The sequence below is a fragment of the Coprococcus sp. LG101-27 genome, from assembly GCF_027695515.1.
Lineage (GTDB): Bacteria > Bacillota > Clostridia > Lachnospirales > Lachnospiraceae > Allocoprococcus > Allocoprococcus comes.
Map to the genome: position 1 here is coordinate 1 of NZ_JAQEUJ010000008.1, position 22,430 is coordinate 22,430.

At 39.8% G+C, this 22,430-nt stretch carries 16 protein-coding genes, 1 tRNA gene and 3 pseudogenes; 14 read left to right on the plus strand and 6 right to left on the minus strand.

What is annotated here, in order from left to right:
- Positions 1 to 170: 170 nt before the first annotated feature.
- Positions 171 to 1,022: an AraC family transcriptional regulator gene (locus PG766_RS07565; protein ID WP_117822643.1), complete on the minus strand. Its 852-nt coding sequence runs from the start codon at positions 1,020 to 1,022 to the stop codon at positions 171 to 173.
- Between the two features lie 290 nt (positions 1,023 to 1,312).
- Between PG766_RS07565 and PG766_RS07570 the strand changes: the two genes are divergently transcribed.
- Genes PG766_RS07570 through PG766_RS07590 form a run of 5 tightly spaced genes read left to right on the plus strand, consistent with a single transcriptional unit; the run spans position 1,313 to position 8,368 of the window.
- The gene (locus PG766_RS07570) at positions 1,313 to 2,587 is read left to right on the plus strand and encodes an ABC transporter substrate-binding protein (protein WP_118198785.1); all 1,275 of its coding nucleotides are present in this window, start codon (positions 1,313 to 1,315) and stop codon (positions 2,585 to 2,587) included.
- 14 nt (positions 2,588 to 2,601) lie between these two features.
- Entirely contained in the window at positions 2,602 to 3,477 is an 876-nt protein-coding gene (locus PG766_RS07575; RefSeq protein ID WP_118198786.1) for a carbohydrate ABC transporter permease, read from the plus strand.
- Positions 3,477 to 4,319 carry a carbohydrate ABC transporter permease gene (locus tag PG766_RS07580; RefSeq protein ID WP_117555417.1) on the plus strand — a complete coding sequence of 281 codons (843 nt, stop codon included), beginning with the start codon at positions 3,477 to 3,479 and terminating at the stop codon, positions 4,317 to 4,319. Before PG766_RS07575 ends, PG766_RS07580 begins: the two co-directional genes overlap by 1 nt.
- 27 nt (positions 4,320 to 4,346) lie before the next feature.
- Entirely contained in the window at positions 4,347 to 6,530 is a 2,184-nt protein-coding gene (locus PG766_RS07585; RefSeq protein WP_118198787.1) for an alpha-galactosidase, read from the plus strand.
- A 2-nt stretch (positions 6,531 to 6,532) separates the two neighbouring features.
- On the plus strand, positions 6,533 to 8,368 hold the full coding sequence (locus tag PG766_RS07590; protein ID WP_118198788.1) for an alpha-amylase family protein: 1,836 nt from the start codon (positions 6,533 to 6,535) through the stop codon (positions 8,366 to 8,368).
- Between the two features lie 59 nt (positions 8,369 to 8,427).
- On the opposite strand, the gene PG766_RS07595 is transcribed toward PG766_RS07590, so the two are convergent.
- Positions 8,428 to 8,676, minus strand: a complete 249-nt coding sequence (locus PG766_RS07595; protein WP_022219869.1) for a hypothetical protein — start codon at positions 8,674 to 8,676, stop codon at positions 8,428 to 8,430.
- An 11-nt stretch (positions 8,677 to 8,687) separates the two neighbouring features.
- Entirely contained in the window at positions 8,688 to 9,035 is a 348-nt protein-coding gene (locus PG766_RS07600) for a DUF6465 family protein (protein ID WP_117555423.1), read from the minus strand.
- A gap of 177 nt (positions 9,036 to 9,212) precedes the next feature.
- Here PG766_RS07600 and PG766_RS07605 point away from each other — a divergent pair, with 177 nt between their 5' ends.
- Complete coding sequence (locus PG766_RS07605) at positions 9,213 to 10,007, plus strand: Cof-type HAD-IIB family hydrolase (protein WP_117555425.1); 795 nt, start codon at positions 9,213 to 9,215, stop codon at positions 10,005 to 10,007.
- A 33-nt stretch (positions 10,008 to 10,040) separates the two neighbouring features.
- Here PG766_RS07605 and PG766_RS07610 read toward each other — a convergent pair whose 3' ends face one another.
- A complete protein-coding gene (locus PG766_RS07610; protein WP_118198789.1) occupies positions 10,041 to 10,865 on the minus strand; it encodes a polysaccharide deacetylase family protein in 825 nt (274 codons plus the stop codon).
- A 203-nt stretch (positions 10,866 to 11,068) separates the two neighbouring features.
- Here PG766_RS07610 and PG766_RS07615 point away from each other — a divergent pair.
- Positions 11,069 to 11,139 (plus strand) — tRNA-Gly (locus PG766_RS07615).
- A gap of 280 nt (positions 11,140 to 11,419) precedes the next feature.
- Here the strand turns inward: PG766_RS07615 and PG766_RS07620 are convergent.
- Complete coding sequence (locus PG766_RS07620; protein WP_118198790.1) at positions 11,420 to 12,643, minus strand: M28 family metallopeptidase; 1,224 nt, start codon at positions 12,641 to 12,643, stop codon at positions 11,420 to 11,422.
- Positions 12,644 to 12,871: 228 nt separating this feature from the next.
- Here PG766_RS07620 and PG766_RS07625 point away from each other — a divergent pair.
- Together PG766_RS07625 and PG766_RS07630 are read left to right on the plus strand one after the other, a co-directional pair.
- Positions 12,872 to 13,534 (plus strand): annotated as a pseudogene (locus PG766_RS07625) (MATE family efflux transporter); the annotation flags it as partial.
- Positions 13,535 to 13,635: 101 nt separating this feature from the next.
- Positions 13,636 to 14,061: pseudogene (locus PG766_RS07630) on the plus strand (AAA family ATPase); the annotation flags it as partial.
- 122 nt (positions 14,062 to 14,183) lie between these two features.
- On the opposite strand, the gene PG766_RS07635 reads toward PG766_RS07630, so the two are convergent.
- Positions 14,184 to 15,209, minus strand: a complete 1,026-nt coding sequence (locus PG766_RS07635) for a LacI family DNA-binding transcriptional regulator (protein WP_117555433.1) — start codon at positions 15,207 to 15,209, stop codon at positions 14,184 to 14,186.
- Positions 15,210 to 15,434: 225 nt separating this feature from the next.
- Between PG766_RS07635 and PG766_RS07640 the strand changes: the two genes are divergently transcribed.
- From PG766_RS07640 to PG766_RS07660, 5 genes and pseudogenes are all read left to right on the plus strand, one after another.
- Positions 15,435 to 16,373: an ABC transporter permease gene (locus PG766_RS07640; protein WP_117822661.1), complete on the plus strand. Its 939-nt coding sequence runs from the start codon at positions 15,435 to 15,437 to the stop codon at positions 16,371 to 16,373.
- Positions 16,374 to 16,403: 30 nt separating this feature from the next.
- Positions 16,404 to 17,285, plus strand: a pseudogene (locus PG766_RS07645) (carbohydrate ABC transporter permease); the annotation flags it as partial.
- A gap of 21 nt (positions 17,286 to 17,306) precedes the next feature.
- Positions 17,307 to 18,986 carry an ABC transporter substrate-binding protein gene (locus tag PG766_RS07650; RefSeq protein ID WP_117822665.1) on the plus strand — a complete coding sequence of 560 codons (1,680 nt, stop codon included), beginning with the start codon at positions 17,307 to 17,309 and terminating at the stop codon, positions 18,984 to 18,986.
- Positions 18,987 to 19,011: 25 nt separating this feature from the next.
- Complete coding sequence (locus PG766_RS07655; RefSeq protein WP_118198792.1) at positions 19,012 to 20,496, plus strand: glycoside hydrolase family 32 protein; 1,485 nt, start codon at positions 19,012 to 19,014, stop codon at positions 20,494 to 20,496.
- Positions 20,497 to 20,600: 104 nt separating this feature from the next.
- On the plus strand, positions 20,601 to 22,421 hold the full coding sequence (locus PG766_RS07660) for an amylosucrase (RefSeq protein WP_118198793.1): 1,821 nt from the start codon (positions 20,601 to 20,603) through the stop codon (positions 22,419 to 22,421).
- Positions 22,422 to 22,430: the final 9 nt, after the last annotated feature.

Sequence of the window (22,430 nt, forward strand, 5' to 3'; positions counted from 1 at the left end):
TAAGGGAGCTGTAGACCGTAAGGGTTTGCAGTTTTTTTATTGCATAGCAAAATCCGTAGGAACTTCCTGTTAAATAAAAGGCACTACGAGCCTAGGCACATTCTTTATAGTATTACATATTAAATAATAGAAAAAGAATGCACAGTCTGAACTGCAGCATTCTTTTTCTATTATTGTTTAAGTCTGTTCTGATTACGCCAGTCTCTTGGCGATATTCCATAAATATTTTTAAATGCTCTGGAAAAATGTAATTGGTTGGGATAACCGACTGCATTACCTACATCTTTAATGGAAAGCTTTGTCAGTTTTAATAATTCAGCAGCTTTAATCATTCTATAATTCAACAAAAATTCCTGAGGAGATTTTCCAATTCCGTCTTTGAAAATTTTTCCGAAATAACTGCGGTTTAATCCGCATACAGCAGCGATGTTTTCAACTGAAATATCGTTTTGAAAATTCTGCTCTATGTAGGATAACGCTTCATGGATATAAAAATCCTGAAGGCGGCTGATTTTCGATGTCTGCATAGTAGCCGTAGAACGGATTAGAGCATCAATTGCAAGATAGAGATGTCCGATGAGGTGAAAAGGTGTTGCGTCTCCGTGGCTTGCAATATAGAGAAGTTCTTCTTTCAGTATTTCGCGAAGATCTTTAGAAGTAGCTTTATAAATCGGATTATCCAAACTAAGTCCGGAAAGTTCAATGGTTTCCTTTGCACGCAGTCCGTCAAATTCAATCCATGTATATTCCCAGGGGAGTTTTTCATCAGAGATATAGGTATTGATCTGACCGGGGAAAATCATAAAGCCCTGACCACTTTTTACGTGATAGGTCTGTGTTACACCGTGAGAATCATTTGCCATTAAAATTCCGGTGCCGGAGATAATGTAGTGAAAAAGAAAATGATTACGGACGGCAGGACCAAAACTATGCGCCGGTTCACATTGTTCGTAACCAAACTGATACAATCCAAGATCGACAAAATTCTCGCTTGGAAATACTGAAAACATAAGTTCTTTCATAATAATTCCTTTCTCATAGGTGCTCTGCCGTGAAAAAATGATGTTTAGCAGATGTTAAGTCAGTTGATATATATTTATTCTACTGATTTAATAAATAGATTGCAACTAAAATATACCAAAATGCTATGCATTTAGCAAAAAAGAAGAAAATAATAGCATTTTGGAATAAAAATTCAAATACAATGATATTTATAGTCGCATAATGGTATGTTATAATACAACTATAAAGAAAGCACTTGATATATCGAGCGGTAACTAAAAACGAATATACCTGTGAAGAAGGAGAAAAAATGAGAAGGAAAAGAGCAGCAATTGTTTTGGGAATGTCCTGTATTCTGATGGCATCAGCTGTATTACAGGGATGTCAGCAAAATCCAAAAAGCGGAAAAGTGGAAATTGAACTTGTTCAGTATAAACCAGAGGCGGTAGATATATTTGAACAGCTCGAAAAAGAATTTAATGAGACACATGATGATATCCATTTAAAAATATCTTCCCCAAATGATGCGACAACAATTTTGAAAACACGTTTTATCAGAGAAGATTATCCGGATATTATCGGAATCGGAGGAGATATCAATTATTCGTATTTTGTTGATTCAGGAATACTGGCTGACCTTTCAGATTATGAAGGACTTAGTGAGGTAAAACCTGCTTATCTGGATATTATTGAAGGATTGGAGTTTGTTCCGACAGAAGGAACATATGGGCTTCCGTATGTGGCAAATGCGGCAGGAGTGCTCTATAACAAAGATATGTTTGCGGAACATGGATGGGAGATTCCGCAGACCTGGGATGAATTTGTTTCTCTTTGCGAGGAGATTCAGAATGAAGGAATCCAGCCACTTTATTTTGGATATAAAGATACCTGGACCTGCCTTGCACCTTGGAATGCACTTGCAGTCGGACTTGCACCATCCGATGTTTGTCAGCAGGTGAATAAGGGAGAAACAACCTTCTCCAAAGAATATCCGCAAGTGGCAGAAAAAATGCTTGAATTGTTAAATTATGGTGAAGATGGACCGTTTGGATACGGATACAACGATGCATGTACTGCATTTGCAAATGGTGAATCAGCGATGTATACAATCGGAAGCTATGCAATTCCGCAGATCAAATCTGTAAATCCGGATATGAATATCGGATCCTTTGTTATGCCGGCTAATGATTCTGAAGAGGACAATGTATTAAATTCAGGAGTAGACCTTCAGTTCTGCGTGATGGATGCATGTGAAAATAAAGAAGCGGCATATGAAGTACTTGATTTTCTGATGGATCATGAAAGTATCCAGACATACTTAGATGCGCAGAATGCAGTGCCTTGTAAAGATGAAGATTTTGCACTGGCTCCAGAGCTGGAAGATATGAAACCATATATTCAGGATAACCGTATGGCGGATTACCAGGATCACTATTATCCGTCAGAAATGGCAGTCGATGCACAAATCCAGACATTTCTCATAAACCAGGATGTTGACGCATTCCTGAAAAAATTTGACAAAGACTGGATCAGATATAACAGGGATATCATTCGTATGATAGAAGATTATGAAGCAGGCAAGTAGGAGGGATACAGATCATGAATAAATTGAAAAGGATGAATGGCAGAGAGCGGACATTTTTACTGATTACGATACCGATACTTGCGTTGTTTTTCTGCTTTAATACGCTGCCTCTTATTAAAGGTGTTATTTATAGTTTTACAAATTTTCGAGGATATGGCGAGTTTGACTGGGTAGGTATTCGGAATTATGCAGATTTATTTACTGATGCAAGAGTCGGGAAATCCTACCTGTTTACATTCAAGCTTGCAATTGTTGCAACAATAGTTGTAAATGTGTTAAGTCTTGTTTTAGCTCTTGGATTAAACAGTAAAATTAAATTTAAAAGTGCACTCAGAGGAATGTATTTCGTTCCAAATATTTTAGGAGCACTTGTAGTGGGCTATATTTTCAATTACTTTTTCACTTATATTCTTCCGGCAGTTGTAAAAATGATGGGCGGAAAAGGTGACAGTATCCTGGCGAGCTCAAAATGGGCATGGGTTGCGATCGTAATTGTATGTGCATGGCAGTCTGTTGCAATGAATACGATTATTTATATTTCCGGACTTCAGACGGTACCGGAGGATGTATACGAAGCAGGTTCTCTTGATGGAGCGACCGGATGGAAAAAATTCAAGAATCTGACATTTCCACTGATCCTTCCATTCTTTACCATCAATATGGTACTTTGCATGAAGAATTTTCTGATGGTATTTGATCAGATCATGGCTCTTACCAAAGGAGGCCCGGCGCAGAGTACAGAATCAATTTCATTTTTGATTTATAACAATGGTATGGCCGGAGGACAGTTTGGGTTCCAGAGTGCCAATGCAGTTGTGTTCTTTGTAGTGATCGTTGTGATCTCTGTATTACAGATGAACTTTTTGGGAAATAAGGAGGAACAGTTATAATGAAAGTAAAGGTGAAAGAAAGAGTAAACTGGCCAATCACAATTTTATTGATTCTGGGTCTTGTAACCGTTATTTTTCCTCTTTATCTTACAGTTGTGATTGCATTTAAGAAACCGTCGGAAATGACAAACAGTATTTCCGGAATCTTATCACTGCCAAAAAGCTGGAGCTTTTCTAACTTTGCAGAAGCAATGCGTGTAACAGATTTCTGGCATTCACTGGGCAACAGTGTGCTGATAACGATTGTAACGGTAGTTCTTTCCATTCTGATTCATTCTATGATCGGTTATGTGATCGGAAGAAGTAAAAGTACCAGTAAATTTTACAAAGTAGCCTATCTTTATATTGTAAGCGGTATGTTTGTTCCATTTGCAATTTTGATGATGCCACTTGTGAAGCAGACAGCACAGATGGGAATTGACAATATTTTCGGTGTTATTTTGTGTTATCTTGTATTTTATATGCCGATGAATGTGCTCTTATATTCCGGTTATCTGAAAAATATTCCGATGGCACTGGAAGAGGCTGCACATGTAGACGGGGCAACAACCTGGAAAACTTATTGGAGTGTTATTTTTCCGATCATGAAACCGATGCATGCAACAGTAGCGGTACTCACAGCACTTGGTACATGGAATGATGTTATGACACCACTTGTAATTCTGGCAGGTAGCGATGTGAACACACTGCCACTTGCACAGATGACATTCCAGACACAGTTTGGAACAAATTATAATCTTGCATTTGCGTCCTATTTACTGGCACTGCTTCCGATTTTGATTTTCTATCTGATCTGCCAGAAACAGATTCTGAACGGTGTTGTAAATGGAGCAGTAAAATAAATTTGACAGAAGCTTAAGGAGAAGAACATGGGAATCATATACAACGAGAAAGCAAGAACATTTACATTACATACCCATAATACAACGTATCAGATGCAGATTGATGCATATGGATTTTTACTGCATTTATATTATGGAAGAAAGACAGATGGAGTTATGGACTATCTTCTGACCTATGCAGACCGTGGCTTCTCTGGAAATCCGCAGGATGCAGGAAATGACAGAACATATTCCCTTGATGTGCTGCCGCAGGAATTTCCATGCCGACTGACAGGAGATTTCAGGAGTCCGGTGCTTGACCTTGTAAATGCAGATGGTTCTTTTGGATGCGATCTTAGATATCAGGGATATGAGATTTGTGATGGAAAATACAATTTGAAGGGGCTTCCTGCAGTTTATGCTGCAGAAGAGGAAGCCCAGACTCTGATCATTTATATGAAAGATCAGGTGACAGGATTACAGGTAGAATTACTTTATGGAGTTCTTCCGGAGTATGATGTGATCACAAGAAGTGCAAAAGTGATCAATACAGAAGAAGATAAAATCAGACTGACAAAAGCACAGGCAGCCTGTATTGATTTCCTTCACGGTGAGTTTGATGTGATTTCATTTTACGGCCGCCATGCGATGGAAAGAAATATGCAAAGAACATCGGTAGGACATGGAGCTTTTGTAATTGGAAGCCGCAGAGGAACATCCAGCCATCAGTACAATCCGATGATGATACTGGCAGAAAAAGAAACGACGGAAGACGCAGGTACTTGTTATGGAATGTCTTTTGTATACAGCGGAGGATTTAAAGCAGAAGTAGAAAAGGATCAGTTCGGGCAGACAAGAATGCAGATGGGACTGCAGGAAGAACAGTTTTCTTATCCACTGAAAAAAGGAGAGGAATTTGTGATTCCTGAAGTTATTTTAACTTGCAGCAATCAGGGACTTGGAAAGCTTTCCCAGAATCTGCAGAGATGTATCCGTAAAAATCTGTGTCGCGGAAAATATAAAGAAAAAGTAAGACCGGTACTGATCAACAGTTGGGAAGCATGCTATTTTGATTTTACGGGAGAAGATATCTATCATCTTGCCGAGCAGGCAAAGGATCTGGGAATCGATATGGTTGTACTGGACGATGGATGGTTTGGAAGTCGAAATGATGACAACAGTGGACTTGGCGACTGGAAAGTAAATGAAGAAAAGCTGCAGGGAAGTCTTGGTGACCTGATCAGCAGGATCAATGCGTTAGGTGTTAAATTCGGGCTCTGGTTTGAGCCGGAGATGGTAAATGAAGACAGTGATCTTTACCGTGAACATCCGGACTGGGCAATTCAGATTCCGGGAAGAAAACCGGTAAAAGGAAGAAACCAGCTGCTCCTTGATTTTTCGAGAAAAGAAGTTGTGGATGCTGTTTATGAGCAGATGTGTCAGGTGCTCGATCAGGGAAATATCGAATATGTAAAATGGGATATGAACCGAAGTATGGCAGAAGTATATTCTATGACAGCAGAAGAACAGGGCAGTGTGCAGTATGACTACATGCTTGGGCTTTATGATTTTCTGGAGCGTATTATAAGCCGCTATCCAGACCTTCTGATCGAAGGCTGCAGTGGTGGTGGAGGTCGTTTTGACGCGGGAATGCTGTATTATACACCACAGATCTGGTGCAGTGACAATACCGATGCAGTGGATCGTGTAAGGATCCAATACGGAACATCCTTTGGGTATCCGGTATCTGCAGTTGGATCTCACGTATCTGCAGTTCCGAATCATCAGACAGGAAGAAAGACATCACTCCATACAAGAGGTGTCTGTGCCATGGCAGGAACCTTCGGCTATGAACTGGATCCGGCGAAAATGACAGATGAAGAGCGCAGAGAGATCCGGGAACAGATAGTAGAATACAAAAAATATGCACAGCTTGTACAAAATGGACTTTACTATCGACTGAGTAATCCATTCGCAGAAGAAATCGGCGCATGGGAATTTGCATCAGAAGATGGGAAAGAAGTACTCGTAAATGTAGTTATGCTTGAAATCCATGGAAATATGACAGTAAATTATGTGAAACTGAAAGGTCTGTGTGCCGGACAATTCTATAAAGATTCAAGAACCGGAAAAATTTATCCGGCAGAGGCTCTGATGGAAGTTGGAATTCCGATGCCTCTTGAATTTGGTGAGTACAAAGCATATCAGATTTATCTGGAAATGGTCGAGTAAAAATGAGAAAAACAAATGATATTTTTGAAAAGAGACTGGCGAAGCATATGGATGAGCTTCGCTGGCTCTATATGGAATTATATGATAATGAAGCAATGTTTGCAGAGCTCTGTGAACAGATGAAGAATTACTATCAAGCAAGAAATGCGAAACTTCGAAAGAGAGATCTGGAGAAGGAAAAGGATCAGGCGTGGTATCGTAAAAAAAACATGCTGGGAATGATGCTGTATATTGATAATTTCGCCGGAAATTTAAGAGGAGTCAAAGGAAAGCTTAAGTATCTGGAAGAATGTGGTGTAAACTGTGTTCATCTGATGCCGTTTCTTGATTCGCCAAAGGGAAGATCCGATGGAGGCTATGCGGTTGCGGATTTCAGAAAAGTAAAGCCGGAACTTGGAACCATAGAAGACCTTGCAGATCTGGCTGAAGCCTGCCATGAAAAAGACATGAATCTGTGTATGGATTTTGTAATGAACCATACTTCCGAAGATCATGAATGGGCACAGAAGGCAAGAATGGGTGAAGGCGAATATATGAGCCGGTATTTTTTCTGTGACAATGAAAACTATGTCAGAGAATATGAGAAAACAGTGCCACAGGTATTTCCGGAAACTGCACCGGGGAATTTCACCTGGCTTCCTGAAATCGGACACTACGTGTTGACTACCTTTTATCCTTACCAGTGGGATCTGAATTATAAGAATCCGAGGGTGTTTAACGAAATGATGTATAATTTCCTTTTCCTGGTCAATCAGGGGATTGACATTCTGCGGATCGATGCAGTTCCTTATATCTGGAAGGAAATGGGGACAAGCTGCAGAAATCTTCCACAGGTACACACGATAGTCAGGATGATGCGTATGATCGGGGAGATTGTGTGTCCGTCGGTTGTATTATTAGGGGAAGTCGTGATGAAACCGGAAAAAGTAGTTCCTTATTTTGGTACCATAGAAAAGCCGGAATGTCATATGCTTTATAATGTAACTATGATGGCTACTACATGGAATACGGTTGCGACGAGAGATACCAGACTTTTACGGATGCAGCTTGATATTATGAACAACCTTCCGAAAGAGTATACTTTCTTAAATTACCTCAGATGTCATGATGATATTGGATGGGGATTGGATTTCCAGACACTTGCCGGTTGGGGAATGCAGGAAGTCCCACACAAAAGATATCTGAATGACTTTTTCACAGGAAAAATCGCAGAAAGTGTGAGCCGCGGGGAACTTTATAATGAAGATCCGATAACAGGAGATGCCAGATTCTGTGCAACGACAGCTTCCATGTGTGGAATTGAAAGTGCCGGATTTGAACAAAATGAAGAAAAGAAAAAAAGAGCAGTCAGATTTGATCTGATGCTGCATGCATATATGATGGTGCAATCCGGAATTCCAATGCTTTACAGTGGAGATGAGATTGGTCAGGTAAATGATTATACTTATAAAAATGATCCGGAAAAACGGGTTGATTCCAGGTATATCCACAGAGGAAAATTTGACTGGAAGCTGGCAGACGGACGAAAGAGAAAAGGAACGGTACAAAAAGAACTGTTTGATGGAATTGGAAAACTTAGATCCATTCGAAGTAAGGAAAAAGTATTTGACGCATCGGCAAATGTCTGGACGCTTGATACCTGGGAAAATGGAATCCTTGGAGTTGTGCGGGAACTGGAGGGCGAGCAGATGACAGCACTTTTTAATTTCGCAGAAGAGGACCGGACAGCCTGGATCGAAGAAGAGGGAGAGTATATGGATTTATATACCGGTAAAAAAGTCAGCCTTCAGGCAATAAAAATGGAAGGCCATTCCTTTGTATTAGCAAAGAAATGCTAAAGTAAGATAGAAAAAGAGCAGGTAAGAAATTTTATCCTTTCTTACCTGCTTTTTTTACTTTATTGGTTTTCCTGCATATCTTTCAGCATCTGGATAAGTTCCAAATCCTTTTCGGTAACACGGAAATTAGTGGTATAATTCCGTCCTTCCGGAGATTTGACGGAGATTTCGATGATGCTGTCTTTGCGGCATGCATCTCCTTTTACTGCATGAATAAAAGGCATAAATTTAGGATGCTCCTGTTGAAAAGTGGAAAATGCGGATTTCAGTTTTGCAAGCATTCCAAGCTGTTGAAAGTTAAGCGCCATAAAATACTCCTTTATAATTCAATATATCCATTGAACCCTCCAAGGGTGTAATATGCTTTTTTGTCTTCTGGTTTCAGATAAATGGAGAGAGCTTCCGGAGTTTCTACAGCGTGTCCCTTTGCATTGCAGTCAGCAATCACACGTTCTGTGATAGCGGCTACAGTATATTCTGCACTCTGGTACTGAACATAGAATGCAGGATTTTTGGCAGGAACTTCTACTGGTACTTTGACTTCTTTTACAACTTCTTTTATCTCTACAACAGGAGTTGCTGTAGCCGGTGCTGATGATGTAGCTGTAGCAGTTACTGCTGATTCAAGTGTTCTTTTCTGTTTTTTCTTATCGATTCTTTTATTCATTATTATTACCCCTTTTTCAAATTGTACAACATCTATTATATTACTTTTATATGGAGAAGTCAAAATGGTATTTATCACAGATATTTTGCAGAAAATGAAAAAGGGTTGCGCATAATGGTGAGATATGAGTATAATGAGTATCGTGTAATTGGAGTATAATCGGGAGGAAGAGGTAGAATGAATAGAGCAGCATTATTTTTTGATATTGATGGGACCGTACTCAGTGAAATTACAAAAGAGATTCCCGCAAGTACGGTAGATGCACTTAAAAGGGCACACGACGCAGGACATTTTTTGTTTATCAATACAGGAAGAACGTACTGCAGTGTCCCGGTGGAACTGAAAAAACTTCCATTTGATGGATATCTGTGTGGATGTGGGATTTATTTTACATTTGATGAAGAAGTTATTTTTGAAAAGCATCTGGATCCGGAGAGGGGCGATGAGATCGCTGATTATATGACAAAATGTCAGATTGATGGGATTTTTGAGGGAGCAGAAGATGTGTATTTCACTTCAAGAGTTTCAAGATTTGACAGATTGGAAAATACAAAAAAACACATGAATAACCGTGGACTTGGAATCGAGCGTTATATGGAGCAGAGAAGATGTCCATATGATAAGATCTTTATTTATACGGATGAAAAAAGTGATGTAAAAGCATTTTTTGAATTTATTAAAGATGATATGGAAGTAATCGACCGTGGAAGTAATACATTTGAATGTATCCTGAAGGACTATACAAAAGGAACTGCGATTGACTGGGTACTGGAGCATTTTGGAATGACGAGAGACCAGTCATATGTATTTGGAGACAGCAGCAATGATCTGGCAATGTTCCAGCATGCCGGGCATGCGATTGCGATGGGCGCGCATGACCAGGTGCTGGAACCTTATACAGAATTTGTGACAAAGACCGTTGAAGAAGATGGAATTGCTTATGCGATGAAGAAATATGGACTGATCGATTAGAGAATCCTCCGGTAAAGTTACAGAGAAAATTTTCTAAGATGCAGCAGCTTTTATAAGATCATCAAGAGAACCAAAATGATAGCCCATTTCTTCCCATTTGGTGAGAAGTTCATCTAAGATTTCAGCGTTTGTAGAGGACGTACTGTGGAGTAAAACGATGGCACCGGGATGGATCCTTCCAAGCAGTTTTTCAAAAGCCTCTTCGTGGGATGGCTGGTTATCCTGATACCAGTCGACATAGGCGAGACTCCAGAAGAATGTGTGATAGCCAAGCTCCTGCGCCATTTTCAGGTTGGCTTCGCTGTATTTGCCCTGTGGTGGACGATAAAATCTGGAAATTTCCTGTCCGGTGATCTGCTGATACAGTTTTTCAACTGTCTGGATTTCTTCAGAAAAGGAGTCCATTGTAGAGATCTGTGACATGTCTTTGTGATGCCAGGTGTGGTTGCCGATGGTGTTACCGGCAGCGAGGATCTGTTTGATAAGTTCTGGATTGCTTTCCAGAAGTGTGCCGACGACGAAGAACGTTGCCGGAGCCTGATGTTTCGTAAGAGCTTCCAGAATAGCCGGTGTATTTCCATTTTCATAACCGGCATCGAAAGTAAGGTAGATTACCTTTTCACCGGTGTCCTGTGCGTAAAAGGCATCAAATTTTTTCAACTCGTCAAATGTGGCATTGCCGACAGGGGGATCCCCATCAGTTTGGAAGCTGAGCCCCCAGTTGCCTTCAGAAGAGGTGGGAACAGCGGCTGAAAAGAAATGATCATGCAGAAATGCAGCGCCGATTCCCACAAAGAAAGCCGCAAGGAAAAGAAAACAGATCCGTATAATATTTTTTGATTTTAATCTGGAAAACATAAAAGGAACTCCGATCGGATAGAAAACAGGTGATTGATAAAATATATGTGGAAATGGAAGGAAAAGAACCGAAATAGATAAAATAGAGGTCAGAAAATAAAGTGGACAAAAAGTAATCAAAGTGATTAAAAAAGTGATCAAAAAATGAAAAAAAGACTTGCATTTTTTCTGAGATGTGATATTATATTATTTGTCTTTAAGACGCGGGTGTAGTTCAATGGTAGAACACCAGCCTTCCAAGCTGGATACGTGGGTTCGATTCCCATCACCCGCTTTTGTTATGCGTAAAAAGAAGAACCTCAGATGGTTGATGAAACGATCAGGGCGGTTCTTTTTTTGGCACAAAAAAGTGAGCACCTTGTCTTATAAGCTGGACTTACGCTGACAAGCTACACACTTTTTTCATAGCAAATATATTATTTTAACAAAGCAAAAAACGAGTAGCTGCTAAGCTGGATTTACGCTTACCTGCTACTCGTCTACTATAATTATATTTCCAGTTTTTTCAAAAGTCAAATAAATTTTTCTTACACTGCGACAGTTCTTCCTTTCATTTAATTCTCTTTTCTTTTACGGAAAAGATATTCATCTAATTCTTTTTTGATATTTTCCGGAATTTCTCTCTTCACCGGGCATACCACAGCGTTTGTGAAACGATTTGTAAATAAACTCAGGAAATGAATATCTTTCTGCAGCTGCTCCATGGACATCACAGCCTTCACATCGTACCGGCAATGGATCGGTGCAACATTTCCGCTTGCAAGACGGGCAAATGAGACTGCCGGTACACCTTTATCTGCAAATGGAGTGGAATCACTGGGGTACACGCCTGTCTCAGAAGCTATCGGGAATCCAATTTCCGCTGACATATAGCTGATGTAATGAGAAAGCTTCTCTTCTGCTGACACGCATGCAATGAATTTACCCATATAGGTTCCGATCATATCAAGATTGATGTTGAATACGATTTTATCCAGCTCTGCCTCATGATCTTTCACATAAGCTTTCGATCCTAATAAACCACGTTCCTCGCTTCCGCAGAACACAAAGCGAAGACCGTAATTGCGTTCTTTGTCTTTCATGTATTCCATAATTCCGAGAAGTCCTGCACATCCACTCATATTGTCATAAGCACCATGTGAAAGAGCGGTTGTATCATAATGTGCACTAAGCATGATCCACTCTTCCTTTTTTCCCGGAAGTTCTGCGATCACATTATGGGATTCTCCGTCATATTCCTTCTGCTTAATCTCTAACCGCATCTTTTTCGCATGATTTTTTACCAGCTTAACCGCATCTCCTGTATGAATCATTGCACAAAGGACTTTCTTTTCTTCTCTGACAACTGCTTCCCGAAGATCTCTCTGGTCAATATCCTGCTGTGGATAATATAAGTTACCATACTGGCAGAGAATTGCCTTTGCACCTGCCTTCATCAGATCCCGGTAAGTAAAGAATCCAAATCCCTGTGTGTCCATCAGAACAATCTTGTCTTTGGCTCCTGCAATCGATACTGGATCTGTTCCCGGCATGTAATACAGCTCTCCTTCTGCCACACCGCTTCCGCAGCAGGAAAAAGCCTTGCATGTTATCTCTTCCCCATCTGCATACAAATGAACCTCTTCAATATCGCCCATTGCCACGCGAAAACCTTCGATCTGTGCCGGAACCCCCATGTTCTCACACTGCATTTTCAGATATCCTGCAACCTGCAATTCTTCTTTTGTCCCACTTGTATGGACAAAATCCGTGTCGTTAAAAATCTGCTGTAAATCCATCTCAAAAATACTCCTTTTCTTCTTTTTTCAGATTTTTCCTTCTGACATACATTATAGCAAAATCCCGACAAGTTTAGTAGCACGGTTTTAAGTATCATTCGTATTTTTTTCTTATATTGCTAACAGCTGTTTTTCTTCTGTGATAGAAAAGTCAATTGCCTTTGCACCATCTGAAACAGAATTTACAAGATATTTTTTTTGTGCCAAAAAGAGAGGAGTTAAAACAAAATGGTAGAAAGCAACAAGATGAAGGAGATGCCGGTGAATAAGCTGATGGTCCAAATGGGGATCCCGATGATCTTATCCATGGCATTACAGGCAGTCTATAATATCGTAGACAGTGCATTTGTAGGAAATATGAAAGCAGGCAGTGAAGCAGCATTAAATGCTTTGACTCTGGTATTTCCGGTGCAGATGCTCATAGTAGCAGTAGGAATCGGAACCGGTGTAGGAACCAATGCACTTCTGGCAAGGACACTTGGACAGGGGAACAGGAAAAAAGCTGCGAAGGTAGATGGTAACAGTCTGGTTCTTGGCGTGATCATTTATGTGGTTTGTTTATTATTTGGTTTCTTTGGAGTGAGAGCATACATTTCATCACAGACTGTTGATGCAGAAGTACTTGAAATGGGAGTCAGTTATCTGCGGATATGCTGTGTGATTTCTTTTGGTATTATTTTCTTTTCTTTATTTGAAAAATTATTATAGGCGACAGGACACTCTCTTTATTCTACAATCGGTCAGGTAGTTGGTGCTGTGGTAAATATTATCCTTGATCCGATCATGATCTATGGTATAGGACCTTGTCCCGAAATGGGAGTGAAAGGTGCAGCTTACGCAACTGTAATCGGTCAGGTGGGAGTTTCGCTGATCTGGTGGGCATTTCCGATTACGGAAGTGATTTCATGTCTGATAGGATATTTATTTTTAAAGAGAATCAGAAAATATAAAGTCAATGCGTTAAGCTAAGGAGGAAACAGAGATGGAAAAAAGAATTATCACCGAAGAAAGGATTATTTGCCTATGCATTTGCAGGGCGTGACATTACAGGAAAATCAGTAGAAGATATGGTATACGAGGCACAGAGAAAAGTGATTTTAGATATAGCAGAGAAAGAATCTTGTGTGATCATTGGAAGAAATGCAGATTATATCCTGAAAGACAGGGAGGATGTGCTAAATGTGTTTATTCATGGGAATATGCCGGAAAAAATACAGCGTATCGGTCAGTTATATCATGTCGGTGAAAAGGAAGCTGCCAAAATGCTGGCAGATACAGATAAAAGGCGTATGACAAATTATAATTTTTACACAGATCAGAAATGGGGAAAAGCCAGCAATTATACCTTATGTCTGAACAGTTCGCAGCTTGAATATGACAGATGTGAGAAGATCATTATGGAATGTTTAGGGGTGTAAAAACAAGAAGTTTTTACGGTTTAACCTTAAAAACTTCTTGTTTTTTGCATATAACTTGGATGTTAAAATAATATAGGAAACCTAGTGGTAGCAGAAAGTGTTTTTTAATCTGGAAAAATAAACTATTGTGTTGTATTACGGCGGATCAATACAGGTGTAATTTGTTTGTGAATAGGTTCGCCCAATGGTTTGGGAGCACGCTTTTTCTGCTCATCCATCTGTCGGACCAGAAGATCCATGGCGGTTTTAGCAATTACATCAATCTGCTGGCCAACGGTTGTGATTGGAAGGATTGCCTCGCTGGCAATCGGGGAATTGTCAAATCCAACAATCTCATAAGTTGAAGGAAAGGTTCCGTATTTTTGGAAAATTAAATTAAGAAACATATTGGCATAGGTATCATTCGCAAGAAAGATACCTTTTTTTTGATCTGGGTATTTTGCTTCTATCTTATTAAAAATCTCCCGGATCACATTTAAAATCTCATGATAAGAATTACCTTCTACACTCAGATCGATATCATATGGAACATGATATTCTTCACAAGTTTCCTGAAAGGCCCGGATGCGGTCATAAGCTGGGATGGATTTATCCACATTGACATTTATATGAATCAATATGTCACATTTATCCCGGATCAACAGGGAAGTAGCCTGAAGTGCGCCCATATAGTTATCGGTATTGACACTGCTGATATGTTCTGCTTCACGTTCAATTGCGATGACAGGAATCTGATAGGAAGCGAGCTTCTCGGATGGAAGCGTGTGACTTAAAACAATCAGTCCCTCAATCTGATAAGATAGAAGTTCCTCAATGTACTGTTGTTCTTCTTCAGCTCCATGTTCGCTGGCGAAAACAAGAAATTTATAATGATAATCTCTGTAGCTGGAAAGAAATTGTGCCAGCATCTCAGAATAATAGTGCAGGTAGAGGTTTGGAACAATGATTCCGATAAATTCACTTTTTCCATTCGCCAGAACCTTTGCCAGCTTATTCTTTTTATATCCAAGTGTGTCAAGAGCCTGTGAAATCTTTTCCTGATTTTCTAAGGTAAGAGAATCAGGATGATTGAAGTATCTTGATATTGTAGTCTTTGAAAAATTTGTGTATTCTGCAATATCTGCAAAAGTTACCTGTTTTTTACTCATAAAAGTTGAATCTCCTTCAATATGACGGCTAATAGTCTATAATATTCTTTAGTATAGCAATTCTCATGGAAAAACGCAATGGAAAAATAACCGATTACGTAACCGGTTATTTTAGTACATAAAAGTGTTGACAGAGTGAGATGGATATAGTATTATCAAATCATAAAGTAACCGGTTACTTAACCGGTTTTGCACGATAAGTTAAAGGAATGGAGGAAGAAATGCATGAAAAGAATGCAAAACCAAGCAAAGTCCGTAAGTAAGCGAACCTGGAGAGAAAAGATGACTTATGTGAAGAAAAACTGGCAGTTATATCTTTTCTTCCTGATGCCGGGACTTTTGCTGACAATTATTTTTAAGTATCTCCCGATGGGTGGTCTTCTGATTGCTTTTGAAGACTACAATGTAATCAAAGGAATTCTTGGGAGTCCCTGGGTCGGACTTGAGTATTTCAGACGATTTTTATCTTCACCGGATTTTATGAACTATCTGATGAATACATTAAAATTGAGTATCTACGGATTGCTGTGGGGCTTTCCGGTTCCGATTATTCTTGCATTGCTTCTGAATCGTATCCGAAAGACAGGAATTAAGAAGAAAGTCCAGCTTTTGATCTATATGCCGAACTTTATTTCAGTCATTGTACTCTGTGGTATGGTCCGTATGCTTTTATCACCTGTAGGACCGCTGAATAAAGTACTCGGAATCAGTACAAACTGGATGACAATGCCTTCTGCATTTCGGACAATCTATATTGCAAGTGGAATCTGGCAGGCGGCAGGATGGTCATCTATTATGTACACAGCAGCATTGGCAAATGCCAGCAAGGAGCTGGAAGAAGCAGCCATCATGGATGGAGCGAATCTTCTGCAGCAGATTTGGTATGTAGAGCTGCCGGCAATTAAAAATATTATTGTAATTCAGTTTATCTTACAGGCCGGAAATATTATGAGTATAGGTTTTGAAAAAGCTTATGCGTTACAGACAGATATGAACTTGCCGGCATCAGAAATCCTGTCTACATATGTATACCGTATCGGACTTTTGAATGGAGATTATGGATATTCTACAGCAGTAGGTCTTTTCAATTCTGTTGTAAATGTTATCTTGCTGATTTTTGTAAACTGGGTTGTTAAGAAACTGAATGACGGAGAAGGATTATAGGAAAGAGGGAGAAAAGATGGAGAAAAAAAGAAGAAAAAATATTCAAGGACAGACAAAGTAATCCTTGGAATCGGGTTTACCATTCTTGGTTTATTCGTCCTTTCTATAGCAATACCGATTATCTATGTGGTATTAGCGTCCTTTATGGATCCGACTGTTTTGAATAACCAGGGATTGAGTTTTAACATTAAGGACTGGACATTAGACGCATATCGAAGAGTGTTACAGAATAAAATGATCTGGCGTGGATTCTTAAATTCTTTCCTGTATTCACTTGCATTTACAGTTATTTCCGTTTTTGTGACATTGCTGGCAGCATATCCGTTGTCTAAAAAAGAATTTGTAGGAAGAAAATTTTTCAATATTATTTTCCTGATCACAATGTTCTTTGGGGGTGGAATGATTCCTACATTCATTTTGATCAATCAGCTGCACATGGTGAATACGGTGTGGGCAATCCTGATTCCGGGGGCATTTAATGTATGGAATATGATTCTCGCAAGAACTTATTATCAATCAATTCCGACAGAATTAAGAGAAGCATCTGCGCTTGACGGGGCGAATGAGATCCAGCATTTCTTTAAAATTATGATTCCGGTATGTAAGCCGATCATTGCAGTTCTGGCACTCTGGTCTTTCGTTGGAATGTGGAACAGTTATTTCGATGCAATGATTTATTTGAATGATGCAAATCTGCAGCCGTTGCAGTTAGTGCTCCGTTCTATCCTGGTACAGAATACACCACAGCCGGGAATGATCGCCGATATCCAGAGCACGGCAGAAATGGCAAAAATAGCAGAACAGCTTAAATATGCAACCATTGTAGTATCAAGTTTACCACTGTTAGTAATGTACCCGTTCTTCCAGAAATATTTTGACAAAGGAATTATGGTAGGATCGGTAAAAGGCTAATAAGAAAGGAACGATACAGATATGAAGAAAAGAAAAGTAAATGCATTACTTGTAATTGTACTGTCTATGACGATGATGGTAGGAGTTGCAGGATGTGGAAAAGAGCGGCAGCTTGCAGCTGAAATTGATCCGGATACACCTGTATCGGAAGTGCAGTTTCCATTGAAGGAAACCGCAGAACTTTCCTTTATTACAAGTGCACCGGCTACATCAACACAGGAGCCAAATGAACGAGTGATCTTTCAGCGTATGGAAGAGCAGACCAATGTTCATATTGACTGGACTTGTTTTGTATCAGATCAGTTTTCTGATAAGAAAAACCTGGCACTTGCCCAGTTTGGAAATCTGCCGGATGGATTATTCAATGCCGGAATGAGTGAGTATGATCTGTTGCGTTATGCAAAGCAGGGAATCATTATTCCATTGGAAAATCTGATAGATAAATATATGCCGAATTTACAGGCAGTATTTGAAAAATACCCAGAATACAGGACAATGTGTACAGCACCGGATGGGCATATTTATTCATTTCCATGGATTGAACAGCTTGGAGCTGGGAAAGAAGCCATTCAGGCAATCGGAGATATTCCGTATATTAACAAAAAATGGCTGGATTATCTTGGACTTGAGATTCCGACAACAACAGATGAATTGGAACAGGTATTAATTCAGTTCCGTGATCATGCAGATGAACTTGAAAAAGAATTTTCAATTGAAGGTGATGTGATCCCAATGTCATTTATTATCAATAATGGAGATCAGGATCCTGCAATTTTGATCAATGGATTTGGAGAGGGTTATGGAGATACAGGGGATCATTTCGCTGTAACGGATGAAGGAAAAGTTATTTATACAACGGTTCAGGAGGGGTATAAAGAAGGAATTGAATGGTTGCATAGGCTTGTAACAGAGGATCTGGTTGACCCGGAAGCATTTACACAAGAGTGGTCCACCTATGTAGCAAAAGGAAAGAATCATCGATATGGTCTCTGCTTTACATGGGATATTGCAAATATTGATAACAATGAAGATTATGTTATGCTGCCGGCTTTGACAGGACCGAATGGAATGAGAAATATCACAAGACAGAACAACAGCGAAACAAGCGGATTCGATCGTGGAAGATGTGTCCTTACATCCAGCTGTCGTGACACAGCACTTGCTGCTGCATGGATCGATCAGATGTATGCACCCCTTCAGTCACCACAGAATAACTGGGGAACTTATGGAGAAAAGGATTCTTTTAACATTTTTGAACTGACCAAAAATAAAGATGGCGGAGAAATGCTGAAGCACATGGATCTTGGAACGCAGTCGCCGGTAGAAGTACGTGAGGCACAATCTGTAAATGGTCCACTTGCAGTACTGAATGAATATTATGATGTATATGTAACACAGCCGGAAGATGCAAAATGGCGTTTAGACAATATGCATGAAACTTATTTACAGGATATGAATAGCAAGTATGTTTACCCAAATGTCTTTATGAGCATTGATGATACCAATAAAGTATCTCAGTACGATACCGATATTAAAAAATATGCAGAGCAGAAGAAAGCAGACTGGATCCTGAATGGAGGAATTGAAAAAGAGTGGGATTCCTATCTGAAGAAAATGGAACAGTATGGACTTTCTGATTATCTTTCAATTAAACAGAAATACTTTGATCAGTATCAAGAGTCATTGAGTGAAGAAAAATAACGATACGAATAATAGGAGGATTCGCATGAGTGAGATGTTAGAAAAGGCTAGAAAATATGAAGATGAACAGGGAAAGCAGATAAAAGCAGAAGACAGACCGGTTTTTCATGTGAGTCCATATGTCGGATGGATGAATGATCCGAATGGTTTTTCATACTATCGGGGAGAGTATCATCTTTTTTATCAGTATCATCCATATGATACATACTGGAACAGTATGCATTGGGGGCATGTGGTTAGTAAGGATCTGCTTCACTGGGAATATCTTCCGGCAGCTTTGGCACCGGATGAAGAGTATGATAAGATTGGATGCTTTTCAGGAAGTGCAACAGAGTTAGGAGACGGCAGACAGCTGCTCATCTATACTGCAGTGGATCAGGAGAAAATGGAAGATGGAACGGTAAGGGATATTCAGACACAGGCAGTGGCTGTTGGCAACGGAAAAGATTATAAGAAATATGAGAAGAATCCGGTTCTGACAGCCAAAGATCTTCCGGAAGGTGCAAGTAAAGTGGATTTTCGTGATCCAAAGATCTGGAAAGGAAAAGACGGGAACTTCTATTGTGTTATCGGAAGCAGACCGGCAGACGGAAGTGGACAGATTCTTCTTTATAGAAGCAAGGATGGATTTGAGTGGGGATTTGTCAGCATCCTTGCAGAAAATAAGAAACGTTTTGGAAAGATGTGGGAATGTCCGGACTTCTTTGAACTGGATGGAAAACACGTTCTTTTGACCAGTCCACAGGATATGTTGCCGGAAGGCTTCGAATTTCATAATGGAAACGGTACTTTATGTATCATAGGAGAAATGGACAAAGATACATATACCTTAAAAGAGCAGTTTACGCAATCTGTGGATTATGGAATTGATTTTTATGCAATGCAGACGTTGGAAGCCCCAGATGGCAGGAGAATTATGATTGGTTGGATGCAGAACTGGGATACACTAGCTCATCGTGATAACGATTCGAAGTGGTTTGCACAAATGAGTCTGCCGAGAGAATTGTCTGTAAAAAATGGAAGACTTTACCAAACTCCAGTCAAAGAACTTGATGCAATGCGTAAAAACAGAGTTGAGTACAACAATGTGGTAATAAATAATGATATAATCACATTAGATAAAATCGAAGGACGAACCATAGACATGGAACTTGTGATACGTCCGGAAGATAAGGGGAATGTCTATAAAAAATTTGCATTACGCTTTGCACAGAATGAGAAGTTTCATACAGAACTGAGTTTCCGCCCGGATGAGTCTGTCCTGAAAATTGATAGAAAATTTTCAGGAAGTGAACGAGCATTGGTTCATCAGAGAAGATGCCGGGTAAATGGAGATGCCGATGAATTAAAGCTTCGTGTGATTTTGGATAGATTTAGCGCAGAGATATTTATTAATGATGGCGAGCAGGTTATGTCGGCTGTCCTATTTACAGAACAAGAGGCAAAAGGAATTTCATTTTTTGCTGAAGGTGCAGCTAAAATCGATGTAGTGAAATACGATCTGGTTTAGAAAATACATGATAAAACTTACATGGAGTTTGAAGACGTATGGATAATGATAGGGGGATTCCTGGAACGGGAATCCCCTTTGTAGTATAGGAGCATAGAGTATTGATGATAGAGGAAAGAAGAAAAAGATATGAGAAGGAACTGCATGAAAAATATCTGCAGTTATATCACAATGAACAATGTTATGAAGAACTAATGCAGATGTTGGAAGGGGCTTATCAGGACAGATCGGCGGAGCTTAGGAGATTAGACGGTAGAAGAGAGAAAGAACCAAACTGGTATCGCAACAGAAATATGCTTGGAATGACGATGTATCCGAAGCTGTTTGCGGGGGGATTAAAAGGTGTGATAGAACACTTGGATTATCTGTCAGAGCAGAAGATTACCTATCTTCATTTGATGCCGCTTTTAAAGATGCCTCATCCATATAATGACGGTGGGTATGCGGTGGAAGATTTTAAGCAGGTCGATTCGGAAATAGGAACAAACGAAGAGTTAAAAAGACTGACAAAAGAGCTGAGAAAGCGTGGCATCAGCTTATGTCTGGATGTAGTTATGAATCATACGGCAGATACACATGAGTGGGCGATACGAGCCAAGAGAGGCGAACAGGAATATATGGATCGCTATCAGTGCTATGAGACGCGAGAAATTCCGGATCAATTTGAAAAGACTATGCCGCAAGTGTTTCCGGAAACCGCTCCGGGAAATTTTACATGGTGTGAAGAGATGCACAGGCATGTACTGACAACATTTTATACTTATCAATGGGATTTGAATTATCATAATCCGAAAGTATTTAATGAAATGATTGAGAATATCCTGTATCTGGCAAATCTTGGAGTAGAAGTGTTTCGTATTGATGCAGTTCCTTATATCTGGAAAGAATTAGGAACAAGCTGCAGAAATCTTCCCCAGGTTCATAGTATTGTCCGGATGCTGCGTATCATTGTTGAAATGATCTGCCCGGCTGTGATCCTGAAAGGTGAGGTTGTTATGGAACCAAAAGAACTGCCGGTTTATTTTGGAACAGAGAGTGAACCGGAATGTCATATGTTATATGGAGTTTCCAGCATGGTAAATCTGTGGGCAGCACTGGCTACGAGAGACACAAGGATGTTGAAGCATCAGATGGATGTGATCCACAGCCTTCCGAAGAACTGCTATTTTGTCAATTACCTTCGCTGTCATGATGATATTGGCTGGGGACTGGATGAAGAACAGGAGAAAAAGCTGGAAATAAACCCAATCCGGCACAAAGAATATTTGTATCATTTCTTTGAAGGTACTTATCCATATAGCTTTGCGCGAGGAGAATTATATAATTACGATCCAGCGACGAAAGATGCCAGAAGCTGTGGAACAACTGCGAGTTTGTGCGGAATTGAAAAAGGTGGATTTGAAGGGGATTTAGAACAGGTGAAACAAGGAATCCAAAGAGTGCTCATGATGCATGCGGCATGTATGAGTATGGAAGGATTTGTAATGCTTTCATCCGGGGACGAGATCGGTCAGGTAAATGATTATGATTATAAGAAAAATCCAGATATTGCTGCGGATAGCAGGTATCTGCACCGCAGTCCGTTCCAGTGGGACAATGCAGACAAGAGAAAAAAAGCGGGTACAGTACAGTACGACATCTGGAATGGTCTGAAGCAGATGGAAGAAATACGGCGTCAGGAAAATTGCTTTGGAGAAACTGCCGGTATTTCTACCTGGGATACAGGAAATTATGCGGTTTTTGCGATTAGAAGAACAGCAGGAAATGAAGAATTAATCTGTCTGGCTAATTTTTCCGAATATGGACAGAATGCATGGCTGAATTGTCTGGAAGGTGAATATGAGGATTTATTTACAGGAGAAAAACTGGAAATAAATTCGGTATGGATGAATCCTTATCAGTACAGATGGTGCGTGAAAAAATAGGAATTTTAT